This window comes from Microbacterium pumilum, from assembly GCF_039530225.1.
Taxonomy (GTDB): Bacteria; Actinomycetota; Actinomycetes; order Actinomycetales; family Microbacteriaceae; genus Microbacterium; species Microbacterium pumilum.
The window spans coordinates 1,056,742-1,074,542 of the sequence record NZ_BAAAOH010000001.1 but is presented as its reverse complement, the minus strand read 5'-3'; the positions used below and the strand labels follow the sequence as shown (position 1 = coordinate 1,074,542).

The 17,801-nt window shown below is 70.6% G+C and carries 13 protein-coding genes and 1 pseudogene; 3 read left to right on the top strand and 11 right to left on the bottom strand.

The annotated features are described in order from the left end of the window. Positions 1–40: 40 nt before the first annotated feature. The 3 genes and pseudogenes from ABD188_RS04850 to ypfJ all read right to left on the bottom strand — a co-directional run bounded on the left by ABD188_RS04850 (position 41) and on the right by ypfJ (position 3,809). Entirely contained in the window at positions 41–1,576 is a 1,536-nt protein-coding gene (locus ABD188_RS04850; protein ID WP_344059069.1) for a DEAD/DEAH box helicase, read from the bottom strand. A 407-nt stretch (positions 1,577–1,983) separates the two neighbouring features. Beyond that, positions 1,984–2,979, bottom strand: a pseudogene (pip, locus tag ABD188_RS04845) (prolyl aminopeptidase); the annotation flags it as partial. Further along, complete coding sequence (gene ypfJ, locus ABD188_RS04840) at positions 2,943–3,809, bottom strand: KPN_02809 family neutral zinc metallopeptidase (RefSeq protein WP_344059067.1); 867 nt, start codon at positions 3,807–3,809, stop codon at positions 2,943–2,945. The gene ypfJ and the pseudogene pip, both read right to left, overlap by 37 nt. Positions 3,810–3,891: 82 nt before the next feature. On the opposite strand from ypfJ, the gene ABD188_RS04835 reads away from it, so the two are divergent. From ABD188_RS04835 to ABD188_RS04825, 3 genes are read left to right on the top strand one after another with little or no spacing between them, the layout of a single operon-like run. Then, positions 3,892–4,902 carry a malate dehydrogenase gene (locus tag ABD188_RS04835; protein WP_344059065.1) on the top strand — a complete coding sequence of 337 codons (1,011 nt, stop codon included), beginning with the start codon at positions 3,892–3,894 and terminating at the stop codon, positions 4,900–4,902. Further along, positions 4,899–6,677 carry a cation:proton antiporter gene (locus tag ABD188_RS04830; protein ID WP_344059063.1) on the top strand — a complete coding sequence of 593 codons (1,779 nt, stop codon included), beginning with the start codon at positions 4,899–4,901 and terminating at the stop codon, positions 6,675–6,677. The genes ABD188_RS04835 and ABD188_RS04830 overlap by 4 nt, the downstream gene beginning before the upstream one ends. A gap of 57 nt (positions 6,678–6,734) precedes the next feature. Beyond that, positions 6,735–7,211 (top strand): recombinase family protein, encoded by a 477-nt coding sequence (locus ABD188_RS04825; protein ID WP_344059061.1) that lies wholly within the window; start codon positions 6,735–6,737, stop codon positions 7,209–7,211. 264 nt (positions 7,212–7,475) lie between these two features. Here ABD188_RS04825 and ABD188_RS04820 read toward each other — a convergent pair whose 3' ends face one another. The 8 genes from ABD188_RS04820 to ABD188_RS04785 are packed head-to-tail and all read right to left on the bottom strand — an operon-like array spanning position 7,476 to position 17,770. Next, a complete protein-coding gene (locus ABD188_RS04820) occupies positions 7,476–8,213 on the bottom strand; it encodes an FHA domain-containing protein (RefSeq protein ID WP_425561367.1) in 738 nt (245 codons plus the stop codon). A gap of 2 nt (positions 8,214–8,215) precedes the next feature. Beyond that, on the bottom strand, positions 8,216–9,844 hold the full coding sequence (locus ABD188_RS04815; protein WP_344059057.1) for a serine/threonine-protein kinase: 1,629 nt from the start codon (positions 9,842–9,844) through the stop codon (positions 8,216–8,218). Further along, on the bottom strand, positions 9,841–11,253 hold the full coding sequence (locus ABD188_RS04810) for an FHA domain-containing protein (protein ID WP_344059055.1): 1,413 nt from the start codon (positions 11,251–11,253) through the stop codon (positions 9,841–9,843). Before ABD188_RS04810 ends, ABD188_RS04815 begins: the two co-directional genes overlap by 4 nt. Then, positions 11,253–12,107: a PP2C family protein-serine/threonine phosphatase gene (locus tag ABD188_RS04805; RefSeq protein WP_344059053.1), complete on the bottom strand. Its 855-nt coding sequence runs from the start codon at positions 12,105–12,107 to the stop codon at positions 11,253–11,255. Before ABD188_RS04805 ends, ABD188_RS04810 begins: the two co-directional genes overlap by 1 nt. Continuing rightward, entirely contained in the window at positions 12,104–13,183 is a 1,080-nt protein-coding gene (locus ABD188_RS04800) for an RDD family protein (RefSeq protein WP_344059051.1), read from the bottom strand. The genes ABD188_RS04805 and ABD188_RS04800 overlap by 4 nt, the downstream gene beginning before the upstream one ends. Next, entirely contained in the window at positions 13,180–15,543 is a 2,364-nt protein-coding gene (locus tag ABD188_RS04795; protein WP_344059049.1) for a transglutaminase-like domain-containing protein, read from the bottom strand. The genes ABD188_RS04800 and ABD188_RS04795 overlap by 4 nt, the downstream gene beginning before the upstream one ends. Continuing rightward, positions 15,540–16,799, bottom strand: a complete 1,260-nt coding sequence (locus ABD188_RS04790) for a DUF58 domain-containing protein (protein ID WP_344059047.1) — start codon at positions 16,797–16,799, stop codon at positions 15,540–15,542. Before ABD188_RS04790 ends, ABD188_RS04795 begins: the two co-directional genes overlap by 4 nt. Beyond that, on the bottom strand, positions 16,799–17,770 hold the full coding sequence (locus tag ABD188_RS04785; protein ID WP_344059045.1) for an AAA family ATPase: 972 nt from the start codon (positions 17,768–17,770) through the stop codon (positions 16,799–16,801). Before ABD188_RS04785 ends, ABD188_RS04790 begins: the two co-directional genes overlap by 1 nt. Positions 17,771–17,801 lie beyond the last annotated feature (31 nt).

Here is a 17,801-nt window from a genome sequence, read left to right as displayed (position 1 = left end):
CCCTCACGGGAGTCCGCCCTTCGCATGGATCAGGTGAGGGTCAGCGCCCGCTGCGGCGGTTGCCGCCGTTCTGGCGGACGACCGAGCCGACCATGAGCTTCGAGCCACCGGCGTGCGAGGCGCGGCGCGAGCCGCCCTGGCGCGGCGTGCCGGCCGGCTGGTTCGCAGCCTGTCCCGAGTCACGGCCGGTGTGGGCGGTGCCGCGGGCGGCATCCGTCCCCTTCGACTGTGCGGGACGACCCGAACGGTCCCCGCGAGCCTGACCGGTCGAACCCGACCGCTCGACACGGGACTGACCACCGGTCGAACCGCCGCGCGCGGCGCGCTTGCGCTGGGCGTTGGCGCCCTGGCTCTGGCCGCCTCCGCGGTGCGACTCGACCTTCGGAGTGGGCGTGACGTAGGCCGCGACCTCGCCGACGAGCGCGGTGACCTCGGCCGACTGGGGAGTCACGCGGATGGGCTTCACGGCGATGGCCGCCTTGCGGAGCAGATCTGCGACGTCGCGCTCCTGCCCGGGAAGCACGAGGGTCACGACAGCGCCCTCGGCACCCGCGCGAGCCGTGCGACCGGAGCGGTGCAGGTACGCCTTGTGCTCGGTGGGCGGGTCGACGTGGATGACGAGCTCGACGTCGTCGACGTGCACGCCGCGGGCGGCGACATCCGTCGCGACGAGCACGCGTGCGGCACCCGAGGAGAACGCCGCGAGGTTGCGGTCACGTGCGGGCTGTGAGAGGTTGCCGTGCAGGTCGACCGAGGGGATTCCCTGGGCGGTGAGCTTCTGCGCGAGCTTCTTGGCGTGGTGCTTGGTGCGCATGAACAGGATGCGGCGGCCCGTGCCGGACGCGAGGGTGCGGACGACCTCGTTCTTGGCGTCGGCGTCGGTCATCGTGAAGACGTGGTGCGTCATCGCCGAAACGTGCGAGTTGGCCTCGTCGACCGAGTGCATCACCTCGTTGCTGAGGAAGCGCTTGACGAGCTTGTCCACGCCGTTGTCGAGCGTGGCGCTGAACAGCAGGCGCTGTCCGCCTGCCGGGGTCGCGCTCAGGATTCGGGTGACTCCGGGCAGGAAGCCCAGGTCTGCCATGTGGTCGGCCTCGTCGATCACGGTGATCTCGATGGCGTCGAGGCGCACGTGGCGCTGGCCCATGAGGTCTTCGAGGCGGCCGGGGCACGCGACGACGATGTCGACGCCGGACTTCAGCGCCGCCACCTGACGGTTCTGGCTCACTCCGCCGAAGATGGTCGTGGTGGTCAGGCCGTAGGCCTTCGCGAGCGGCTCGAGCACCGCGTTGATCTGGGTCGCGAGCTCGCGCGTGGGGGCGAGCACGAGGCCGAGGGGCATGCCGCCGCGACGATTGCCGCCGGCGAGCTTGGTGCCGAGCCGGGCGACCATCGGGATGGCGAACGCGAGCGTCTTGCCCGAGCCCGTCTTGCCGCGACCGAGCACGTCGCGACCCGCGAGCGTGTCGGGCAGGGTGTCGATCTGGATCGGGAAGGCCGTGGTCTTGCCGTCCGCCGCGAGAGCGGTGATGAGCGGCTGGGGCACGCCGAGCGTGCTGAAGGTGACATCAGTCATTGAGGGAGTTTTCTCCGGGCGCGCGCACGCACCCTGTTCGGTGAACCGGGTCGGATTTCGACGCGGGGTCGCCGTGCGAAGTTTGTCAGCCGGCGGCATCTCGGATGATCCTGAGACGGCGGCGAGGGAAGCGTTCTACGACGCAAGAAGCGCGTCGGAGCGCTGCAAGTGTCCCCAGTCTAGCAGGGGCGCTACTCCTCGTCGGCCAGTTCGCCATCCGCAGGCGGGGCGGCGGCGGGATCGCCGGACGCTTCGACAGGCTCAGCGACCGGCTCGGGGTCAGCGACCGGCTCAGGGTCGGGCGCGGACGCTTCGACAGGCTCAGCGACCGGCTCGGGCTCAGCGACCGGCTCGGGGTCAGCGACGGGCTCGGGGTCAGCGACCGGCTCGGGCTCGGCGACCTTGCCGGCGAAGCGATCGGTCGCCGCCCGCAGCGCGCGGGCGATGCCCGGCTCGCCGGCGGCATGCGATGCGTCGGGCACGATGACGAACTCCGCCTCCGGCCACGCACGGTGCAGATCCCACGCGGTCATGATCGGCGTGCACACGTCATAGCGACCCTGAACGATGACCGCGGGGATGTCGCGGATCACGCCGACGCCGTCGATGAGCTGTCCCTCGTCGAACCAGCCGCCGTGGAGGAAGTAGTGGTTCTCGATGCGCGCGAACGCGGTCGCCGCAGCGGGCTCCGTCATCCCGTTCACGAGTTCTTCGTCGGGGAGGAGGGTCAGCGTCGCGGCTTCCCATCGCGACCACGCCACGCCCGCCGGAACGTGGATGGCCGGATCAGGGTCGGCAAGGCGCCGGTGGTAGGCCTCGATCAACCGCGATCGCTCGAGGACGGGGATGGGCGCGATGAATTCCTCCCACAGGTCGGGGAAGATCACCGATGCTCCGCCCTCGTAGAACCACTCCAGCTCGTGGCGGCGGAGCGTGAAGATCCCCCGCAGCACCAGTTCGGTGACAGCACTGGGGTGCGCCTGCGCATACGCGAGCGCCAGGGCGCTCCCCCACGATCCGCCGAAGACCTGCCATGACGGTATGCCGAGGTTGCGGCGCAGCAGCTCGATGTCGCCGACGAGGTGCCACGTCGTGTTGTGGCGAAGCTCCGCGTCCTGGCTGGCGTGAGGCGTCGAGCGCCCGCATCCGCGCTGGTCGAAGAGCACGATCCGGTAGCGCTCGGGATCGAAGAACCGTCGATGCCAGGGCGAGGTGCCCGCTCCGGGACCGCCATGCAGGAACACGACGGGTTTGCCGTGGGGGTTGCCGCTCTGCTCCCAGTAGACGCGGTTGCCGTCTCCGACGATCAGCTCGCCGGTCTCGTAGGGTTCGATCGGCGGATAGAGGATGTCGTCCAGATGCTCGTTCACAGGCTTCCCCCCGGAACCCCGAATGTGTCGCATGCCGTGAAACCCCCACGGTAGCCGGTCTGGAACCATCTCTGACGCTGCTCGCTCGACCCGTGGGTCCAGGTCTCGGGGTTCACCGATCCGCCGGACTCCTGCTGGATGTGGTCATCTCCGACCGCCTGCGCGGCGTTGATCGCATCGGCGATCTGCTGCGAAGTCGGAGCTTCGAGGAACGGCACCCCGTTCTCATCCTCCTGCTCGGTCATGTTGCCGACCCATGCGCCCGCGAAGCAGTCGGCCTGCAACTCTGTGCGGACGCTGTTGCTGTCCGCTCCGGTGCCGTTGCTCGGGTGCTCCTGCGTGATGCCGGTGATCTGCTGCACGTGGTGCCCGTACTCGTGTGCGAGGACGTACAGCTGCGCGAGGGGACCGGCGCTCGCATCGAACTGCTCCCGCAGCAGTGCGAAGAACGTCGGGTCGACGTACACCGTCTCTTCCGGTGGGCAGTAGAACGGCCCGGTCTGGTTGGACGCGGTACCGCACTGCGTCGAGGTGGACCCGTCGACGATGATGAGCTGGGGCGCGCGGTAGCCCTGGATCTGCTCGCCCCAGTACTGGTCGATGGCGAGGGATGCCGCCGCCAGCCGGCAGTCGTCGCGGGCGTTCGCGTCGGAACCGAGTTCGCAGTTGGCGATCTCGGACTGGTCGGTGCTGCCGCCCGAGCCGGGCCCGATGAATCCGGAGATGTCGGTGCCGGTGAACAGCTGGAACAGCAGGACGGCAATGGCACCGAGGCCCACCACGCCGCCGCCGGCAAGCGCGGCCCCGCCTCCGCGACGCCGCGCTGTGTTTCCTCCGACCCTGGCGTTGTCGTTGAAGGTCATGGGCACACGGTACCCTGACCGCCGCCTCGGACAGGTTCGACAAGCTCAACGACGGGTGCGACAGCGGGAATAGGCTCGGACCATGGAGCAGGCGCCGACGACCGTGACCATCACCGGAGCGGGCGGACAGATCGGGTACGCCCTCCTCTTCCGCATCGCCGCGGGCGACATGCTCGGCCCGGACCGACCGGTGCGGCTGCGGCTGCTCGAGATTCCGCAGGGGATGCGCGCCGCCGAGGGCGCCGCGCTCGAACTGCAGGACTGCGCCTTTCCGCTGCTGCGGGATGTCGAGGTCAGTGATGACGCAGAAGTGGCCTTCGACGGCTGCAGCATCGCGATGCTGGTCGGCGCCCGACCGCGAGGCCCGGGTATGGAGCGTGCCGATCTGCTCGCCGCCAACGCGGGCATCTTCGGGCCGCAAGGCGCAGCGATCAGCACATCCGCGTCGGACGACGTGCGAGTCGTGGTGGTGGGCAACCCCGCGAACACGAATGCGCTGATCGCCACGGCATCCGCTCTCGATGTTCCGGCCGAGCGGTTCACCGCGCTCACCCGCCTGGACCACAACCGGGCTGTCGGGCAGCTTGCGCAGGCGCTTGAGGTGCGCCCCGATGAGCTTCGAGGGGTCACGATCTGGGGCAATCACTCGGCATCGCAGTTTCCGGATGTCGCGCATGCGACCGTGCGGGGCGTCGCCGTCATCGACGCCCTGGCCGAACGGCGCGGCGGGCATGAGCAGGCGACGGCGTGGCTGGACGACATCTTCATCCCCCGAGTCGCGCGGCGGGGTGCGGAGATCATCGAAGTGCGCGGCTCGTCGTCGGTGGCATCGGCTGCCAACGCGGCGATCGACCATGTGCGCGATGATCAGCTCGGCACCGGTGAGGGCTGGACATCAGCCGCAGTCGTCTCGCGCGGCGAGTACGGTGTGCCCGAGGGCCTCATCAGCTCGTTCCCCGTGACCTCCGACGGCACGGGATATCGCGTGCTCGAAGGCCTGTCGCTTGATCCGCGGGCCCGCGGCCTGGTCGACGCCTCCGTGTCCGAGCTCGCCGCCGAGCGGGATGCGGTGCGCGACCTCGGGCTGATATGACGCCCGCGGACGTCCTCGTCTCCGTCATCCTCGCGATCGTCGTCATCGCCGTCGGAACCGCTGTCGCACCGAAGCTCAAGATCGCCGGACCACTCCTTCTCGTCATCGTCGGCATCGTCGTTGGACTGCTGCCCGTGGTGCCGCCCTTCGAGGTCGAGCCCGAGCTCATCCTGGTCGGAGTGCTGCCGCCGCTGCTCTTCTCTGCGGCTGTCGCCCTTCCCGCAGTGGAGTTCCGGCGCGACTTCGGTCCGATCGCCGGGCTGTCGGTGATTCTCGTCATCCTCAGTTCGCTCGTGCTCGGCGTCTTCTTCGTCGCCGTGATCCCCGATATCAATCCCTACAGCGCGGTAGCACTGGGCGCCATCCTGAGCCCGACCGACGCGGTCGCGACCTCCATCGTGAAGCGCCTCGGCATCTCCCGTCGGGTGGTGACGCTGCTGGAGGGCGAGAGCCTGCTCAACGACGCCACGGCGCTGGTGCTGCTGCGGACCATGGTCGCCGCCGCCGCGGTCGCACTCGGCTCGAGCGCAGGCGAGCGCGACGATGTCGGGTTCCTGCCGGCGTTCCTCTGGGGCGTGGTGGTGGCTGTCGTGATCGGCGCGATCGTCGGCTACCTGAACCTGCGGCTGCGCGCCCTGATGAGCCACTCCGCCGCGAACACGGCCGTCGGCTTCATCGTTCCGTTCGTGGCCTACCTTCCGACCGAGCGGCTGGGCGGATCGGGGCTCGTCGCCGCGGTGGTCGCAGGCATCGTGACAGGCCAGGGCGCGGCGCGCTGGTTCTCGCCCGAGCAGCGGCTCTCGGACTCCCTGAACTGGCGCACGGTCGAACTCGTGCTCGAGGGTGGCGTGTTCCTGCTCATGGGTCTCGAGCTCAAGGAGATCGTCGGGCAGAACATCGAAGCCCACGACGGCCTGGGCACCGGCATCCTCATCGCGATCGGCGCACTCGCGATCATTCTGATCGTCCGCAGCATCTACGTGGCACTCCTGGTGTGGCTGCAGAGCCGGCGTGCGCGCACGAAACAGCGGAAACGACTCGAGGCGATGGGCAAGCAGCTCGACGACATGGCCTCCGGCAAGAGCCCACCGCCCAGCAGGGGACCAGGCCGAGGAGGGCGGGAAGCCAGCGTCGAGAGTCCCAGATGGGAGCGCCGCCTCGCAGCAGGGCGCGCCCGAGTGACTCGCGCGTTGAGCGATCTCGACTACTACCAGGCGTCCCCGCTGGGCTGGAAGCACGGTGCCGTGATCGTCTGGGCCGGCATGCGCGGCGTCGTGACCCTGGCCGCGGCACAGACGCTGCCGCGGAACACCACCGAGCGCGCACTGCTCGTTTTCATCGCCTTCGCCGTCGCGGTCGGCAGCCTGCTGCTGCAGGGGTACACCCTCCGCTGGGTGGTGCGCCTGCTCCGACTCGAGAACTCGTCGACGGACCTGATGGACCAGGCCGAGCAGACGAGCCTGAACGAAGAGCTTCGGGATGCCGCGGCAACCGCCCTCACCGACTCCAAACTCGTCCGACGCGACGGCAGTCCGTTCTCGTCGGAATTCCTCGACCGCGTCGGCAACCGGTTCCTCTCGCCGCCCGACGACGAGCAGACGGCCATCGCCCACGAGGTGCTCGAACTGCGTCTCGCCGTCATCGAGGTGATGCGCACGCGCCTGAACGAGGTCTCGTCAGGCGGACAGTTCAGCACGGCAGCCCTGCGCCACGCCCTCGCCGAGCTGGACGCCGACCAGCTCAGCCTGCAGCTGCGGCTGGACGACGAATCGTGAAGCGGTCGGCGACGTCCGCCGATCGGGGCACAATGGAGGCAAGCGAAGGGCATCGATATGAGCGAGCGCACGGAGACGGCACAGGCCGCGACGACGGATGCCGCGGTCTCGATCGACACGGCTGCGCTGCGGACCCCGCATCCCGCAGCGGAATGCCCGGAGTGCTTCACCGAGCTGCAGCACGACCGCGACTGGTGGCTGGCCCGCCCCGCGGGCTCGCGGCTGGTCGGACTCGTCATCTCTCGCGATGACATGCCCTCCGTCGTCGAGCAGCGCGACGAGCTGACGCGGTTCGGCGTGCCGATCGAGGGATTCCGGCATCCGGCCCCCGAGACGCTGGAGTCGTGGCAGCAGCGCCTCGTGCGACTGTTCGGCACCCTGCGTGCCGGCGACGTGCTCGTCGTCTCAAACGTGCACGCGCTCGGCCGCAACATCGACGAAGAGACCCGCACCGTCGCCGAACTGCACCGCCGTGGAGTCGTCGTGAAGGTGCTGAGCCACGGGGGCCGGCACCTCTTCGACGCCGGACGCTGACCCCGGCGCACCCCTCGTCGTCGGTCACCGAACTCCCACCGCCGCCAGCGGTCCGGGTTTCGCAGCTTCGCGGCATCCGAAACCCGCGAAAGCTGGCGCTGACCCCGACGGCGAGTTCCGACCGGTGCGGGCGGTCCAGGATTCGCTGGATTGCAGCATCCGAAACCTGTGGAACCTGGACCGGACCAGACTGGCGAGCAGGATTGAGGGGGTCCGCAAACGTCCGCCCGGCCGACGGTGCATTCGGCGAACGGGTGGAGACCCTCAGTCGGCTTCGTCGTCGACGGGGGGCTGGGACTCCAGCTCACGGTCGAGCAGCGGCAGGTCCTCCCGAGTGACGAGGCGGGCCGCGATCGCGTGCTCGACGAGCCGCGCACGACGGTTCGTGGCGTAGGAGCGCGCACCGCCCCGCATCCCCGGCACGCCGATGCGGTCGAGCTTGTCGCAGACCGTGTCGAGCTTGCGGTTGAAGCGCGTGAGCGTCCATCCGATCCGTTTGGCGGCCTGGGCGGATGTCGGCAGCTCGCTCATCCCGGTGCCATCGCGGCGAAGCAGCGGCTCGGCGAGCGCGAGGATCATGACGCGCTGGCTCGGCGTGAGGGGCACCTCGCCGATCGTGCTCTGACCGTCATCGTCGTCGAACTGCTGCGTCTCTCGGAAGGTCGGCTCGGCGATGTGGATCGTCAGCTCGTAGGTGGTCGCTCCGGCGCTGAAGATCACCGAAGTGGACGCGAACACGAGTGGAAGTCGCGCCCCCGGCGCCAGCCACGCCTGAACGCGGCTCGCCGAATCGGTGACCGTCGCCCGCAGCCTGCTGCCCACGTTCGACAGCAGCCAGAGCCCCTCGACGTTCTCGATCGTCAGGAAGTGGCGGTGCAGGAAGAGGTTGTCGTCGATGATGAGATCGCCCTCTCGGCCGACGCGGAACACGTCGCCGGGCACCACCCGGAAGTCTTCCCCGGCGAACTCGACAACCAGCTCATCCGCCCCGGCGGCTGCAATGCTCACGGCGTGCACCCCCTGACCGGCGGATCGGACGACTGGCCGTTCGCGCGCACGATGATGACGTCGATGCACGTGGTTCCGGACGGATCGGCGGGAACGGTCACCTCCGCCTCGGTCACGGAGTCGAACTCGGGCTCGGCCGTGGTCGTCACGACCGCATACAGGTAGTGGTCGCCGTCCTGAGGGTCGGGATTCGTCCACGAGAAGCGGACGCCGGAGGCGACGACCGTGCCGGAGAGATCGGTGGGGCCGGGAACGATCGCCGACACCGGATCCTGCGGATCCGAGCTCGTCTCGGGCGTCGGACTGGCCTCCGGGCCGCCGCCGAGCAGTCCCGGCAGCGAGACGGCGATGATCACGATGAGTGCGAGCGCGCCGGCTGCTGATCCGACCCAGAGGGCCCGACGCGAGCGGCCCCGCGACGATTCCACGGGTGGCTCGGAGTCGGCACCAGGCCCGGCCACCGCAGTGAGGTCCCCTGGGAGGCCGGAGGAGCGCGACGGCTGCTGATCGGCGCGCAGCACGGTCTCGACGACGCCCTCGGTCAGGACCGGGACGGACGATCCCCGCACGACGGTGTCCATCGACGGCCGGTACGCCTCCGCCGTCGCTTCCGACGCGGCGAAGGACGGCATCCCGGAGGTCGCTCCCGGGCGGGTGAGCCCGGCCGCGGGGTCGGTCGCAGGATCGATGCTCACGACGCCGCGCACGCGTGTCAGGCCGTCATCGTCATCGTCACTGTCGTCCTCGACGACCGCGTCGTCGAGGATGTCGATCGGCGTGACCGAGTGAGACAGCTCGATCTGCACCTTCTGCAGTGCACGGGCGAACGCGAGGGCGCTCTCGTAACGATCCGCGGGGGCCTTGGCCATCGCCCGCTCCAGTGCGCGCTCGAGCGACTCGGGGGCATCCGCTCTGCCGAGCGGGGGCAGCGGCATCCGCTCGATGCGCTCGATGAGCTCTGCGGCGGTGTTGCGCTGTCCGCCCAGTTCGAACGGCGAGCGCCCGGCGAGCAGCGAGTAGACCGTCGCCCCGAGCTGATACACGTCCGAGCGCGGATCGCTGCGCGGCACGTCGGCGAACGACTCAGGCGGCGACCAGGGGATCGAGAGTCCCGCCGACTCCGCCGTGGCGCTCGTCGTCGACGCGATGCCGAAATCGGTGAGCGCCGGCCGGTTGTATTCGGTCACGAGGATGTTCGCGGGCTTGATGTCGCGGTGCAGCACGCCCGCGCGGTGGGCGGTCTCGACCGCCGCGGCGACCTGGATGCCGACGCGGAGCGATTCGGCGATGGAGAACGGTTCGCGGCGGTAGCGCACCTGGAGGTTCGGCTTCGGGCAGTACTCCATCACCAGGTAGGGACGGCCGTCCTGGGCCACCCCCGCCTGATAGATCGTGACGATCGCGGGGTGCGTCGAGAGCATCGCCATCACGTTCGCCTCGGCGGTGAACTCCTCGGCCGAGCCGCTCGACATCCGATCGGCGATCAGCACCTTCACCGCGACGCGGCGCTTGGGCAGCTGCTGCTCGTACAGATAGACGTCGGCGAATCCTCCCGACCCGAGCGTGTCGACGAACGTGAAGCCCGGAAGGTCCGGAGGCGCCATCGCGGGGCGCTTCGAATTCATGCGACGTCCTCGATGGCGACTGTGATGCCGTCACCCAAGTCGAGGATGTCGCCCGGCACCACGACCGTGGGTTCGCCCGGGTGGAGTCGCACCGGATCCGACCCCGACCGCAGCAGCAGCGTGCCGTTTGTGGTGTTCAAGTCTGTCGCGATGATGCTGTCGCCCTCGACACGAAGCTCGACGTGACTGCGAGAGATGTCCTGCTGGGGGCTTTCGACCGCGATGAGATGGGGCAGGTCGGTGCCGGTGATGCGTGTCGAGCGCGGCCGGCGTCCGAGCACGACGGTGCGGTTCAGCGGGACCACCTGCCCCGTCGACAGTCGCAGCCGGCCTGGAGCCGGCGGGCGCGGCGGAGCGAGCGGCGGCGCCGCGGCGCTCGGGTCCCCTCCAGCGCGGAGGGCCTGCGCCTGCGCGAGCGAGATCGTCTCACCGTCGTGATCGCCGAGGACCGGGGTCGGGAGCGACGATCCGTCGCCGCGGATGACGGTGCGGCCGAGCTCGTCGTCGACCCCGACCGGCGCGGGCGCGAGCGATGCGGCGAGCTCGACATCCGGTGCCTCGTCGTCGTGGCGGACGGTGAACGTGGACTCTGCGGGAAGCAGCGTGTCGGCGTCGGCGAGAGAGAGCACGGCGGCCGAATCGATGAGCGCCGGCGAGGGCGGTGCGGGCGCGAGCTCGGATGCGGTGCGCGACACGCTCGGGGGGACGGGCATCGCCGCGATCGGTTGCGACGGCGGGTCCGCCTCGTCCAGCACGACCTCGTCCTCCGGTGCGGGTGCGGCGGGAACGGATGCCGCGGCAGGGGCGGGTGCGGCACGGGCGGGTGCGGCATCCGCCCTCTCGGTCAGGTCGCCGAGATCCGGCTCAGCCGCACCCGTCGACTCGGATTCTTCGTTCGTCGCCTCCGGCTCCGCGCCGGGGCGGAGGTCGCGTTCTGCGCTCGGGCGTTCCACCGGCTCGGTGATCGGCCGATCCCGCGGGCTCCACTCGATGACCGCGGCGAGCACGACCCCGTCGGAGATCGGGAGGTCCGCGGGCGCCGTGGGCTTGGCGGCCTCGACCAGCACGCGCGTGACGTCCGTGAGGACGCGTTCGCTCCAGGTCGTGACTCCTGTGCCGCTCACCCGCTCGGACGCGGTCGACATCTCGATGTCGACCGAGATGTCACCGCGCACGGCGAGGCGCACGGCGTCGCCCTCGGCCAGCACCACGGCGAACGGGGGGATCGCCGACAGGGAGGTGCCGTAAGCGCCGGTGAGGGCCTCGAGCACTGCCGCGAGTCCGCGCCCGGCGCCGACCTGCGCCCAGATCCTCGAGACGAGTGTGGGCGAGGTGTCTGCGGCCAGCACGACGATGCCGCGGGCGGTGACCACGACCGGGATGGCGCCTGGCGAATAGCGGGCCGACATCAGGAGCCCCCTCCCGCGGGCACCCTCGGGCGGGTGTCGCCGTCGACCTCGTCTTCGACGACAGCCGCCCCGATGCCGGGATCATCGCTCGCGAGCCCGCCGGTCCGCGCACGGACGGCGGTCGCATCCACGACCAGCGCGGTGATGTTGTCACGTCCGCCGCGAAGCATGGCCTCGTGGACGAGCCGCGTCGCGGCGGCCTGCGCGTCGGCCTCGGCGAGGAGGACCGCGTGGATGGCGTCGCGATCGAGCTCGCCGGGCAGCCCGTCGGAGCACACGAGGATCCGGTCGCCCACCTCCGCGGGGATCAGCCAGTAGTCGGCCTCGGAGTCGCTGCCCCCGCCGATCGCACGAGTGATGACGTTGCGCCTGGAGTCCCGGGCAGCGGCGTCGGGCGTGAGCAGACCGCTGTCGATCAGCTCCTGCACCACCGAGTGGTCGACGCTGATCTGCTCGAGTTCACCGTCGCTCAGCCGATAGGTCCGCGAATCGCCGAGATTCACCGCGAGCCAATAGGCGTCTCCGTCGACCTCGCAGATCACCACTCCTGACAGGGTGGTGCCGGCGCCGATGCCGTCGCCGGCACCGTCGGAGAGGTCTGCCACACGGCGACGCGCCCGGTCCACCGCGCTGTGCAGGTCTCCGATCGAAAGGCTCGGGCGTCCGGCGTAGGTCGCGAACTCCTCGATCACGGTCGCGCTGGCGACGTCGCCCGCGCGATGGCCGCCCATGCCGTCGGCCACGAGGAACAGCGGCGGGGCGGCGAGGAACGAGTCCTCGTTGAGCGCACGCCGCAGGCCAGGATCGCTCGCCGCACCCCACGCCACCGTGACCGGCGGCTCGGCACCACTCATGCGGCACCTCCGACGACGGCACTGCGGTCGCCGAACTCGAGCCGGTCGCCGGCGCGCAACGCGGCGGGCAGACCCGGCACCAGACCGATGCGTTCGCCATCGCGGACGAGGTTGGTGCCGTTGGTCGAGAACCGGTCGATGATCCATGCGCCGTCGTCGCCGCCGATCTCGAAGTGGGTCTTGGACACCGACAGGGTCTCGTCTCGGACGGCCCGCACGGCGACCCCGCCTTCACGTTCCGGATTGCGACCGCACACCGTCCGCTCGTACACCGCCATCCGCGTTCCGTCGTCCCACGTGAGCACGGTGATCACGCGATGGCCGACGATCGCCCGCCCCGAGCCCGCCTGCCCGGGCTGATCGCGGAGAGTTCCGGATGCCGCCATCCGCGCCTCGTCGACGTCCCGCACCGGCCGAAGCGCTGCGGAGGTGCGCGGGAACCTGCCCGGTGTGCCGGCCACAGCCGTCAGTTCCAGTTCGGGGGCGTCGATGCGCTCGACCGCCCCGGTCGGCGCGTCCGCGGAGACCGTCGTGTTCACACGTGCACCATACGCGCGCGGGGCGGCGGGTGCGAGCGACGCAGCGGGGGGAGCAGCGACCGGCGACGGCCGGTCGGCGCGGACGTCGACGCAGCAGGCTCTGACGGCGAGGTCATGCCAGCCCTGCCGCCGCGCGCTGCGATCGAACAGTGGACTGAAGAAGCCGACGACGATCGCAGCAGCGAGGTGGAAGACGACGTTCCGACTCAGCGCACGCCCGAATCCGATGCGGTCGCCGGTCTCGGCATCCGCAAGCCGCAGCCCTGTCATCCGCTGGCCGATGGATCCGGCGCTGCCCTGCATGGCGCTGTGGACGAGCGCCCACCCCGCCCACGACAGAAGCAGCAGCACAGGGAGGAGGCTCCGCAGTCCGGCGGCCGTCGCGCCGCTCACCTCACCGAAGCCGATGACCGCGCCGGACACCATCGAGACGAGCATGAAAGGGACGGCCACGCCGACCGCGACATCGATCGCGCAGGTGCCGACGCGCCGGCCCATCGCGGGAGTCGCCGCGACCGAGCCTCGCGCGGAGTTCATGGTGCGCCCTCGGCCGGTTCAGCGCTCTCGGGGCCTGCCACACCGCCCGCCTTCGGGGGCGCGGGCTGGTCTGCCCTCGAGCGCATCGGCAGGGCGAAGCGCGTTCCGGCCAGCAGCGACCGCAGGTTGAGCCGCGCGCGCAGGCGCCCCCAGAACGTCGTGCTTCGCGCCATCTCGTCCAGGATGTCGTCGACCTGGCGCCAGAACTCCGCGACATCCGCATCGCTCGGGTCCGCGGGGCCGAACACCTCCGCATCCGCCTGACGGGCGAGCGTGACCACCTGAGGCTGCGAGAACGCGGCGGTGACAGTGGCGGCATCCTCGAGCCGGGTCGCTCCTGGGCGCACCGGGGTGCCGTAGTCAGCGGCGTTGTCGACGATCTCGCTCCACCCGCCGCTGATCCGGTCGGCCGCGCGCTCTGCTTGGAGTCGCCGACGACGACGTGACACCTTGAGGGCGCCGATCACCACGAACGGCGTCGCGAGCAGCAGCAGCACCCCGATGCTCCCTGCCGTGATCGCGAGCACGAGACCCAGGATGCCGGACCCGGCGTTGTCGTCGTCGTCATCCTCTCGCTCATCCGGGACGGTCGGTGGCATGTCGACCGGCTCCTGCTGAGGGGGCGGCGGCTGCAGCACCTGAGGCTTGGGGTCGGCTCGCGGTTTGGTGGTCTGATCGCTCGGCACCTGGTCCTCGGGCGGCGTCGGATCGAACGGCACCCAACCGACGCCCTCGAACGCGACCTCCACCCACGCGTGCAGGTTGTCGCCGGTGGCGGTGAAGACCGGGTTGTTCGCGGCATCCTCATCGGGGTGGAATCCCATCACCACCCGCGCGGGGATCCCCAGCTCGTTCGCGAGCAGCGACATCGCGACGGCGTACTGCTCGTCATCGCCGACCATCTGCTCGGCGCCGAGCATGGTCGAGATGCGCTCCGCACCGTGCCCCGCCCGCGAGAGCGGCTCTCCCTCGAGCCCGTGGCTGAAGAAACCGCTCTCCGACAGCCAGGTCTGCAGCGCCCGCACCTGCTCGATCGGGGTCTCCGCCTCTGCGACGGCCTTGGCGGCGACCTCGACGAAGTCCTGCGGAACACCGTCCTGAGCCGGCATCCGGAACGGGGCGAACGGGACATCCCCGAGCGCCTCATCGCTGGGATCGTCGGCGATGACGACCCGGAGGTCGTATTCGTCTCCCGCGCGCAGCTGAGAGGTCACGACGGCCGTCTGGGTTGCGGCGTTGTAGTGCGCAGCACGGCGCAGGTCGTCCGCTCGGGCTCCGGCGAAGTCGACCTGCGTCACGGCACCGACCTCCGGCATCCACACGCCCGTCAATCCAGCGATCTCGACATGCACGGTCGCCTCGGCGCCTCGGGCATCGGGCGACATATCGGGCCTGATCGGCACGAAGGCGCTCGACGAGCCGGCGCCGCCGCCCGAGACGTTGTAGACGGTGCCGGAGTACGCATCCATGGCCGCCAGCCGCACGCGGGCGTCTGCGGGCATGCCCGACACGGTGAACAGCGGCTCGTCGGCGAAGTCGCGCACGTAGCCTCGGTACGACTGCAGCGGGCTCGGGTACGCGCGAACGTCGAACGGCGGGATCACGACGTCGCGAAGCACATAGCGGGGCGCCGCGGGGGCGGCCACCCCGCTCGTGACGACACCTGCGCCCACCGCGATCGCGACCACGCCAGCGCCCATGAGCACACGGCGCAGGGCACCGGCGCGGGCACCACCGCCTTCTCCGAGCGGCACAGCCCCGAGTGCCGGCGCCCATGTCTGCCGGAGCGCGAGCCACACGATCGAGACCACCGCGAATACGACGCCCTCGATCACCGGCACGGCCGGCTCCGAGGTTCCGAGGGCGATCTGGATCGCGAGGAACCCGGCCGCCGGGAGCAGCGTCCACGCCGCCGACCGCGCGCGCAGGGCGAGCGACGTCGTCAGGGTCGCCGCGACGAGCGTGAGCAGGAACGGCGCGATGAGGAACCCCTCCGCCGCGGGGAGGGGCGCGACCGTCGTCAGCAGCTGCTTCCACGACGTGACGACGCCGGCGGCGAGCCGGTACCACGAGTCCAGCGTCGGGATGACCCCCGCGATCGTGGTCTGCGGCACGGCGAGCGCCGGACCGAAGACGAAGTAGGCGAGCACCACGAGCCCCGCCACAGCGAGGACTCCCCACCGCCGCCAGGCGCCCAGCGCCGCGATGCCCATCCCGAGGATGGCGGCGGCGCACACCGCGACGAGATATCCGGGTCCGCCGTAGGTAGGCCAGAAGCCGGCGATCGGCACGGCGAGCAGCAGGGCCGAGGCCGTGAGGTCGGCGACCCAGCGCCGGCGCGGCAGCAGTCCGGCGCTCATGCGAGCACCTTGCGCAAGGCCGCCGGAAGCTGCTCGAGTTCGCCGATCGTCACCACGTCGGCGTCGCCGATCCGCCGGAGCGTTGGCGATGCCCCCTGCTTGGCCACGATCGCGAGAGCGCGCGCGCCGTACGGCAGGCGCGCGCAGGCGGCACGGAGCGTTGCGACCTCGACCGTCGAGCCGCACAGCAGGACGACGACCGAGGCGAGGGGCAGGTTCGCCGCGATGGTTCCGGCGAGATCGAGGATGCCGCCCTCTCTCGGTCGCGACGGCTCCAGTGCGGCGAGCGCATCGAGCAGACGCTTGCCGGACTCGGCCGCCACCGTTCTCCCCTGCACCTGCAGGTCGACCTGACGGGAGTCGCGGACGGCGCGCAGCCCGAGCGATCCGGCCGCCGAGATGGCGAGTTCGAACTCGTCGGGATGCCGGTACTCGGACGGATTGCGCGACAGGCCGAGCACGAAGTGCGACCGCCGCGTCTCCTCGTACTGACGGACCATGACCGTGCCGGTACGCGCCGTCGATCGCCAGTGAACGTGACGGAGGTCGTCGCCCGGCTGATACTCGCGCAGCGCGTGGAACGACACGTCGTCGGGTGAGAGGTCCCGTGCGGCGAGGCCCTCGAGGTCGCGGAAGAAGCCCAGCGACTGCCCCTCGAACGCCACGGTGCGCGGATGCACGTACAGGTCGACCGGCTCATCGCGCCGGTGGACCCGCTCGAGCAGCCCGAGCGGGTCGCCGCGCACGACGCTGACCGGACCGACGGCGAGCACTCCGCGTCTGGTGGTCGGGATCGCGAAGAGCTCTTCGACGGACTCCCCCGCCGCGAGGCGGCCGACCGCGAAGACCCCGCGGCCGGCCCCGACCGGCAGCACCACGCGAGAGGGCAGGATGGCGCGACCGCTCGTGTTCGCCAGCGTCAGGGCGCCTACGGCCCGCTCGCCCACAACCACGCGGGTGCGCGTCAGATCGAGCGACACGTCGTAGGCCGTCCGCCCGATGAGGAACAGCGTGCACAGCGCGAGCGCGACGGTGAGCACCACAGCCGCGACGGTCGACTCCGACCACCCGAGCGCCATCCCGCCGATCCAGAGGACGACCGCGGCTGCGATGAGCACCCATGCGGCAGGACGGATGACGCGAACGACGCTGCGCAGACGCCGCAGCAGACCGGATGCCGCGTGACCCGCGGCATCCGTCCACCACGAACGACCCTCCCGTGCCGGAGGGGTCTGCGCGAACGTCTCGGCGGCCATCAGGCCGCGGACCTCGCCTGCGGCGCGGTGACACCCTCGATGACACGGCTGATCACGGTCTCGGCGGTCGTGCCGGAGAACTCCGCCTCGGGGTCGAGGACGAGGCGGTGCGTCCAGGTCGGACGCACGAGGTGCTTGATGTCGTCGGGGGTGACGTAGTGGCGGCCGTGCGAGGCGGCCCAGACCTTGGCGATGCGGATCATCGCGAGCGAGCCGCGCACCGAGACACCGAGCCGCGTGGCGGGATCGTCGCGGGTGGCCTCGGCCAGCTGTGCGGCGTAGCGGAGAACGGCGGGTTCGACATGGACCGTCGCGCCGAGATCCGCCATGTCGGCGACCGCGCCGGTGGTGATGAGCGCCGACAGCCGGGCGGACGGATTGCGATCGGAGGCGCCGGCGAGGATCCGCTCGGCGACGGCGAGGTCGGGGTAGCCGATCGACGTCTTGATCAGGAAGCGGTCGAGCTGAGCCTCGGGCAGCTTGTACGTGCCCGCCTGCTCGATCGGGTTCTGCGTCGCGATCACGAGGAAGGGCCGGCCGACCGCGTGCGGCGTGCCGTCCACGGTCACCCGCGACTCCTCCATGACCTCGAGGAGCGCTGACTGGGTCTTCGGCGATGCGCGGTTGATCTCGTCGGCGAGCACGATCGAGGCGAACACGGGGCCGCGGTGGAACTCGAACCGGTGCTGCGCCTGGTCGTAGATCGTCACGCCGGTCACATCGGAGGGGAGGAGATCAGGGGTGAACTGGATGCGGCTGCTCGTGCCCTGCACGGTGGCGGCGAGCGCCTTGGCGAGACTGGTCTTGCCGGTGCCGGGCGCGTCTTCGAGCAGCACGTGGCCCTCGGCGAGCATGGCCGCGAGGACCAGACCCACGACCTCGCGCTTGCCCATCACGGCCTGATCGATGTTGTCGATCAGGCGCGAGAAGGTCCCCTGGAACCAGGCCGCCTGTTCGGGCGTCATCGTCATGAGCTGTTCCTCTCTGTCATCGTCATGTCCC

Bases quoted from the DNA above. Each gene is read 5' to 3' on its own strand.
- ABD188_RS04850 (WP_344059069.1), bottom strand. From the start codon at position 1,576: ATGACTGATGTCACCTTCAGCACGCTCGGCGTGCCCCAGCCGCTCATC.
- ypfJ (WP_344059067.1), bottom strand. From the start codon at position 3,809: ATGACCTTCAACGACAACGCCAGGGTCGGAGGAAACACAGCGCGGCGT.
- ABD188_RS04835 (WP_344059065.1), top strand. From the start codon at position 3,892: ATGGAGCAGGCGCCGACGACCGTGACCATCACCGGAGCGGGCGGACAG.
- ABD188_RS04830 (WP_344059063.1), top strand. From the start codon at position 4,899: ATGACGCCCGCGGACGTCCTCGTCTCCGTCATCCTCGCGATCGTCGTC.
- ABD188_RS04825 (WP_344059061.1), top strand. From the start codon at position 6,735: ATGAGCGAGCGCACGGAGACGGCACAGGCCGCGACGACGGATGCCGCG.
- ABD188_RS04815 (WP_344059057.1), bottom strand. From the start codon at position 9,844: ATGAATTCGAAGCGCCCCGCGATGGCGCCTCCGGACCTTCCGGGCTTC.
- ABD188_RS04810 (WP_344059055.1), bottom strand. From the start codon at position 11,253: ATGTCGGCCCGCTATTCGCCAGGCGCCATCCCGGTCGTGGTCACCGCC.
- ABD188_RS04805 (WP_344059053.1), bottom strand. From the start codon at position 12,107: ATGAGTGGTGCCGAGCCGCCGGTCACGGTGGCGTGGGGTGCGGCGAGC.
- ABD188_RS04800 (WP_344059051.1), bottom strand. From the start codon at position 13,183: ATGAACTCCGCGCGAGGCTCGGTCGCGGCGACTCCCGCGATGGGCCGG.
- ABD188_RS04795 (WP_344059049.1), bottom strand. From the start codon at position 15,543: ATGAGCGCCGGACTGCTGCCGCGCCGGCGCTGGGTCGCCGACCTCACG.
- ABD188_RS04790 (WP_344059047.1), bottom strand. From the start codon at position 16,799: ATGGCCGCCGAGACGTTCGCGCAGACCCCTCCGGCACGGGAGGGTCGT.
- ABD188_RS04785 (WP_344059045.1), bottom strand. From the start codon at position 17,770: ATGACGATGACGCCCGAACAGGCGGCCTGGTTCCAGGGGACCTTCTCG.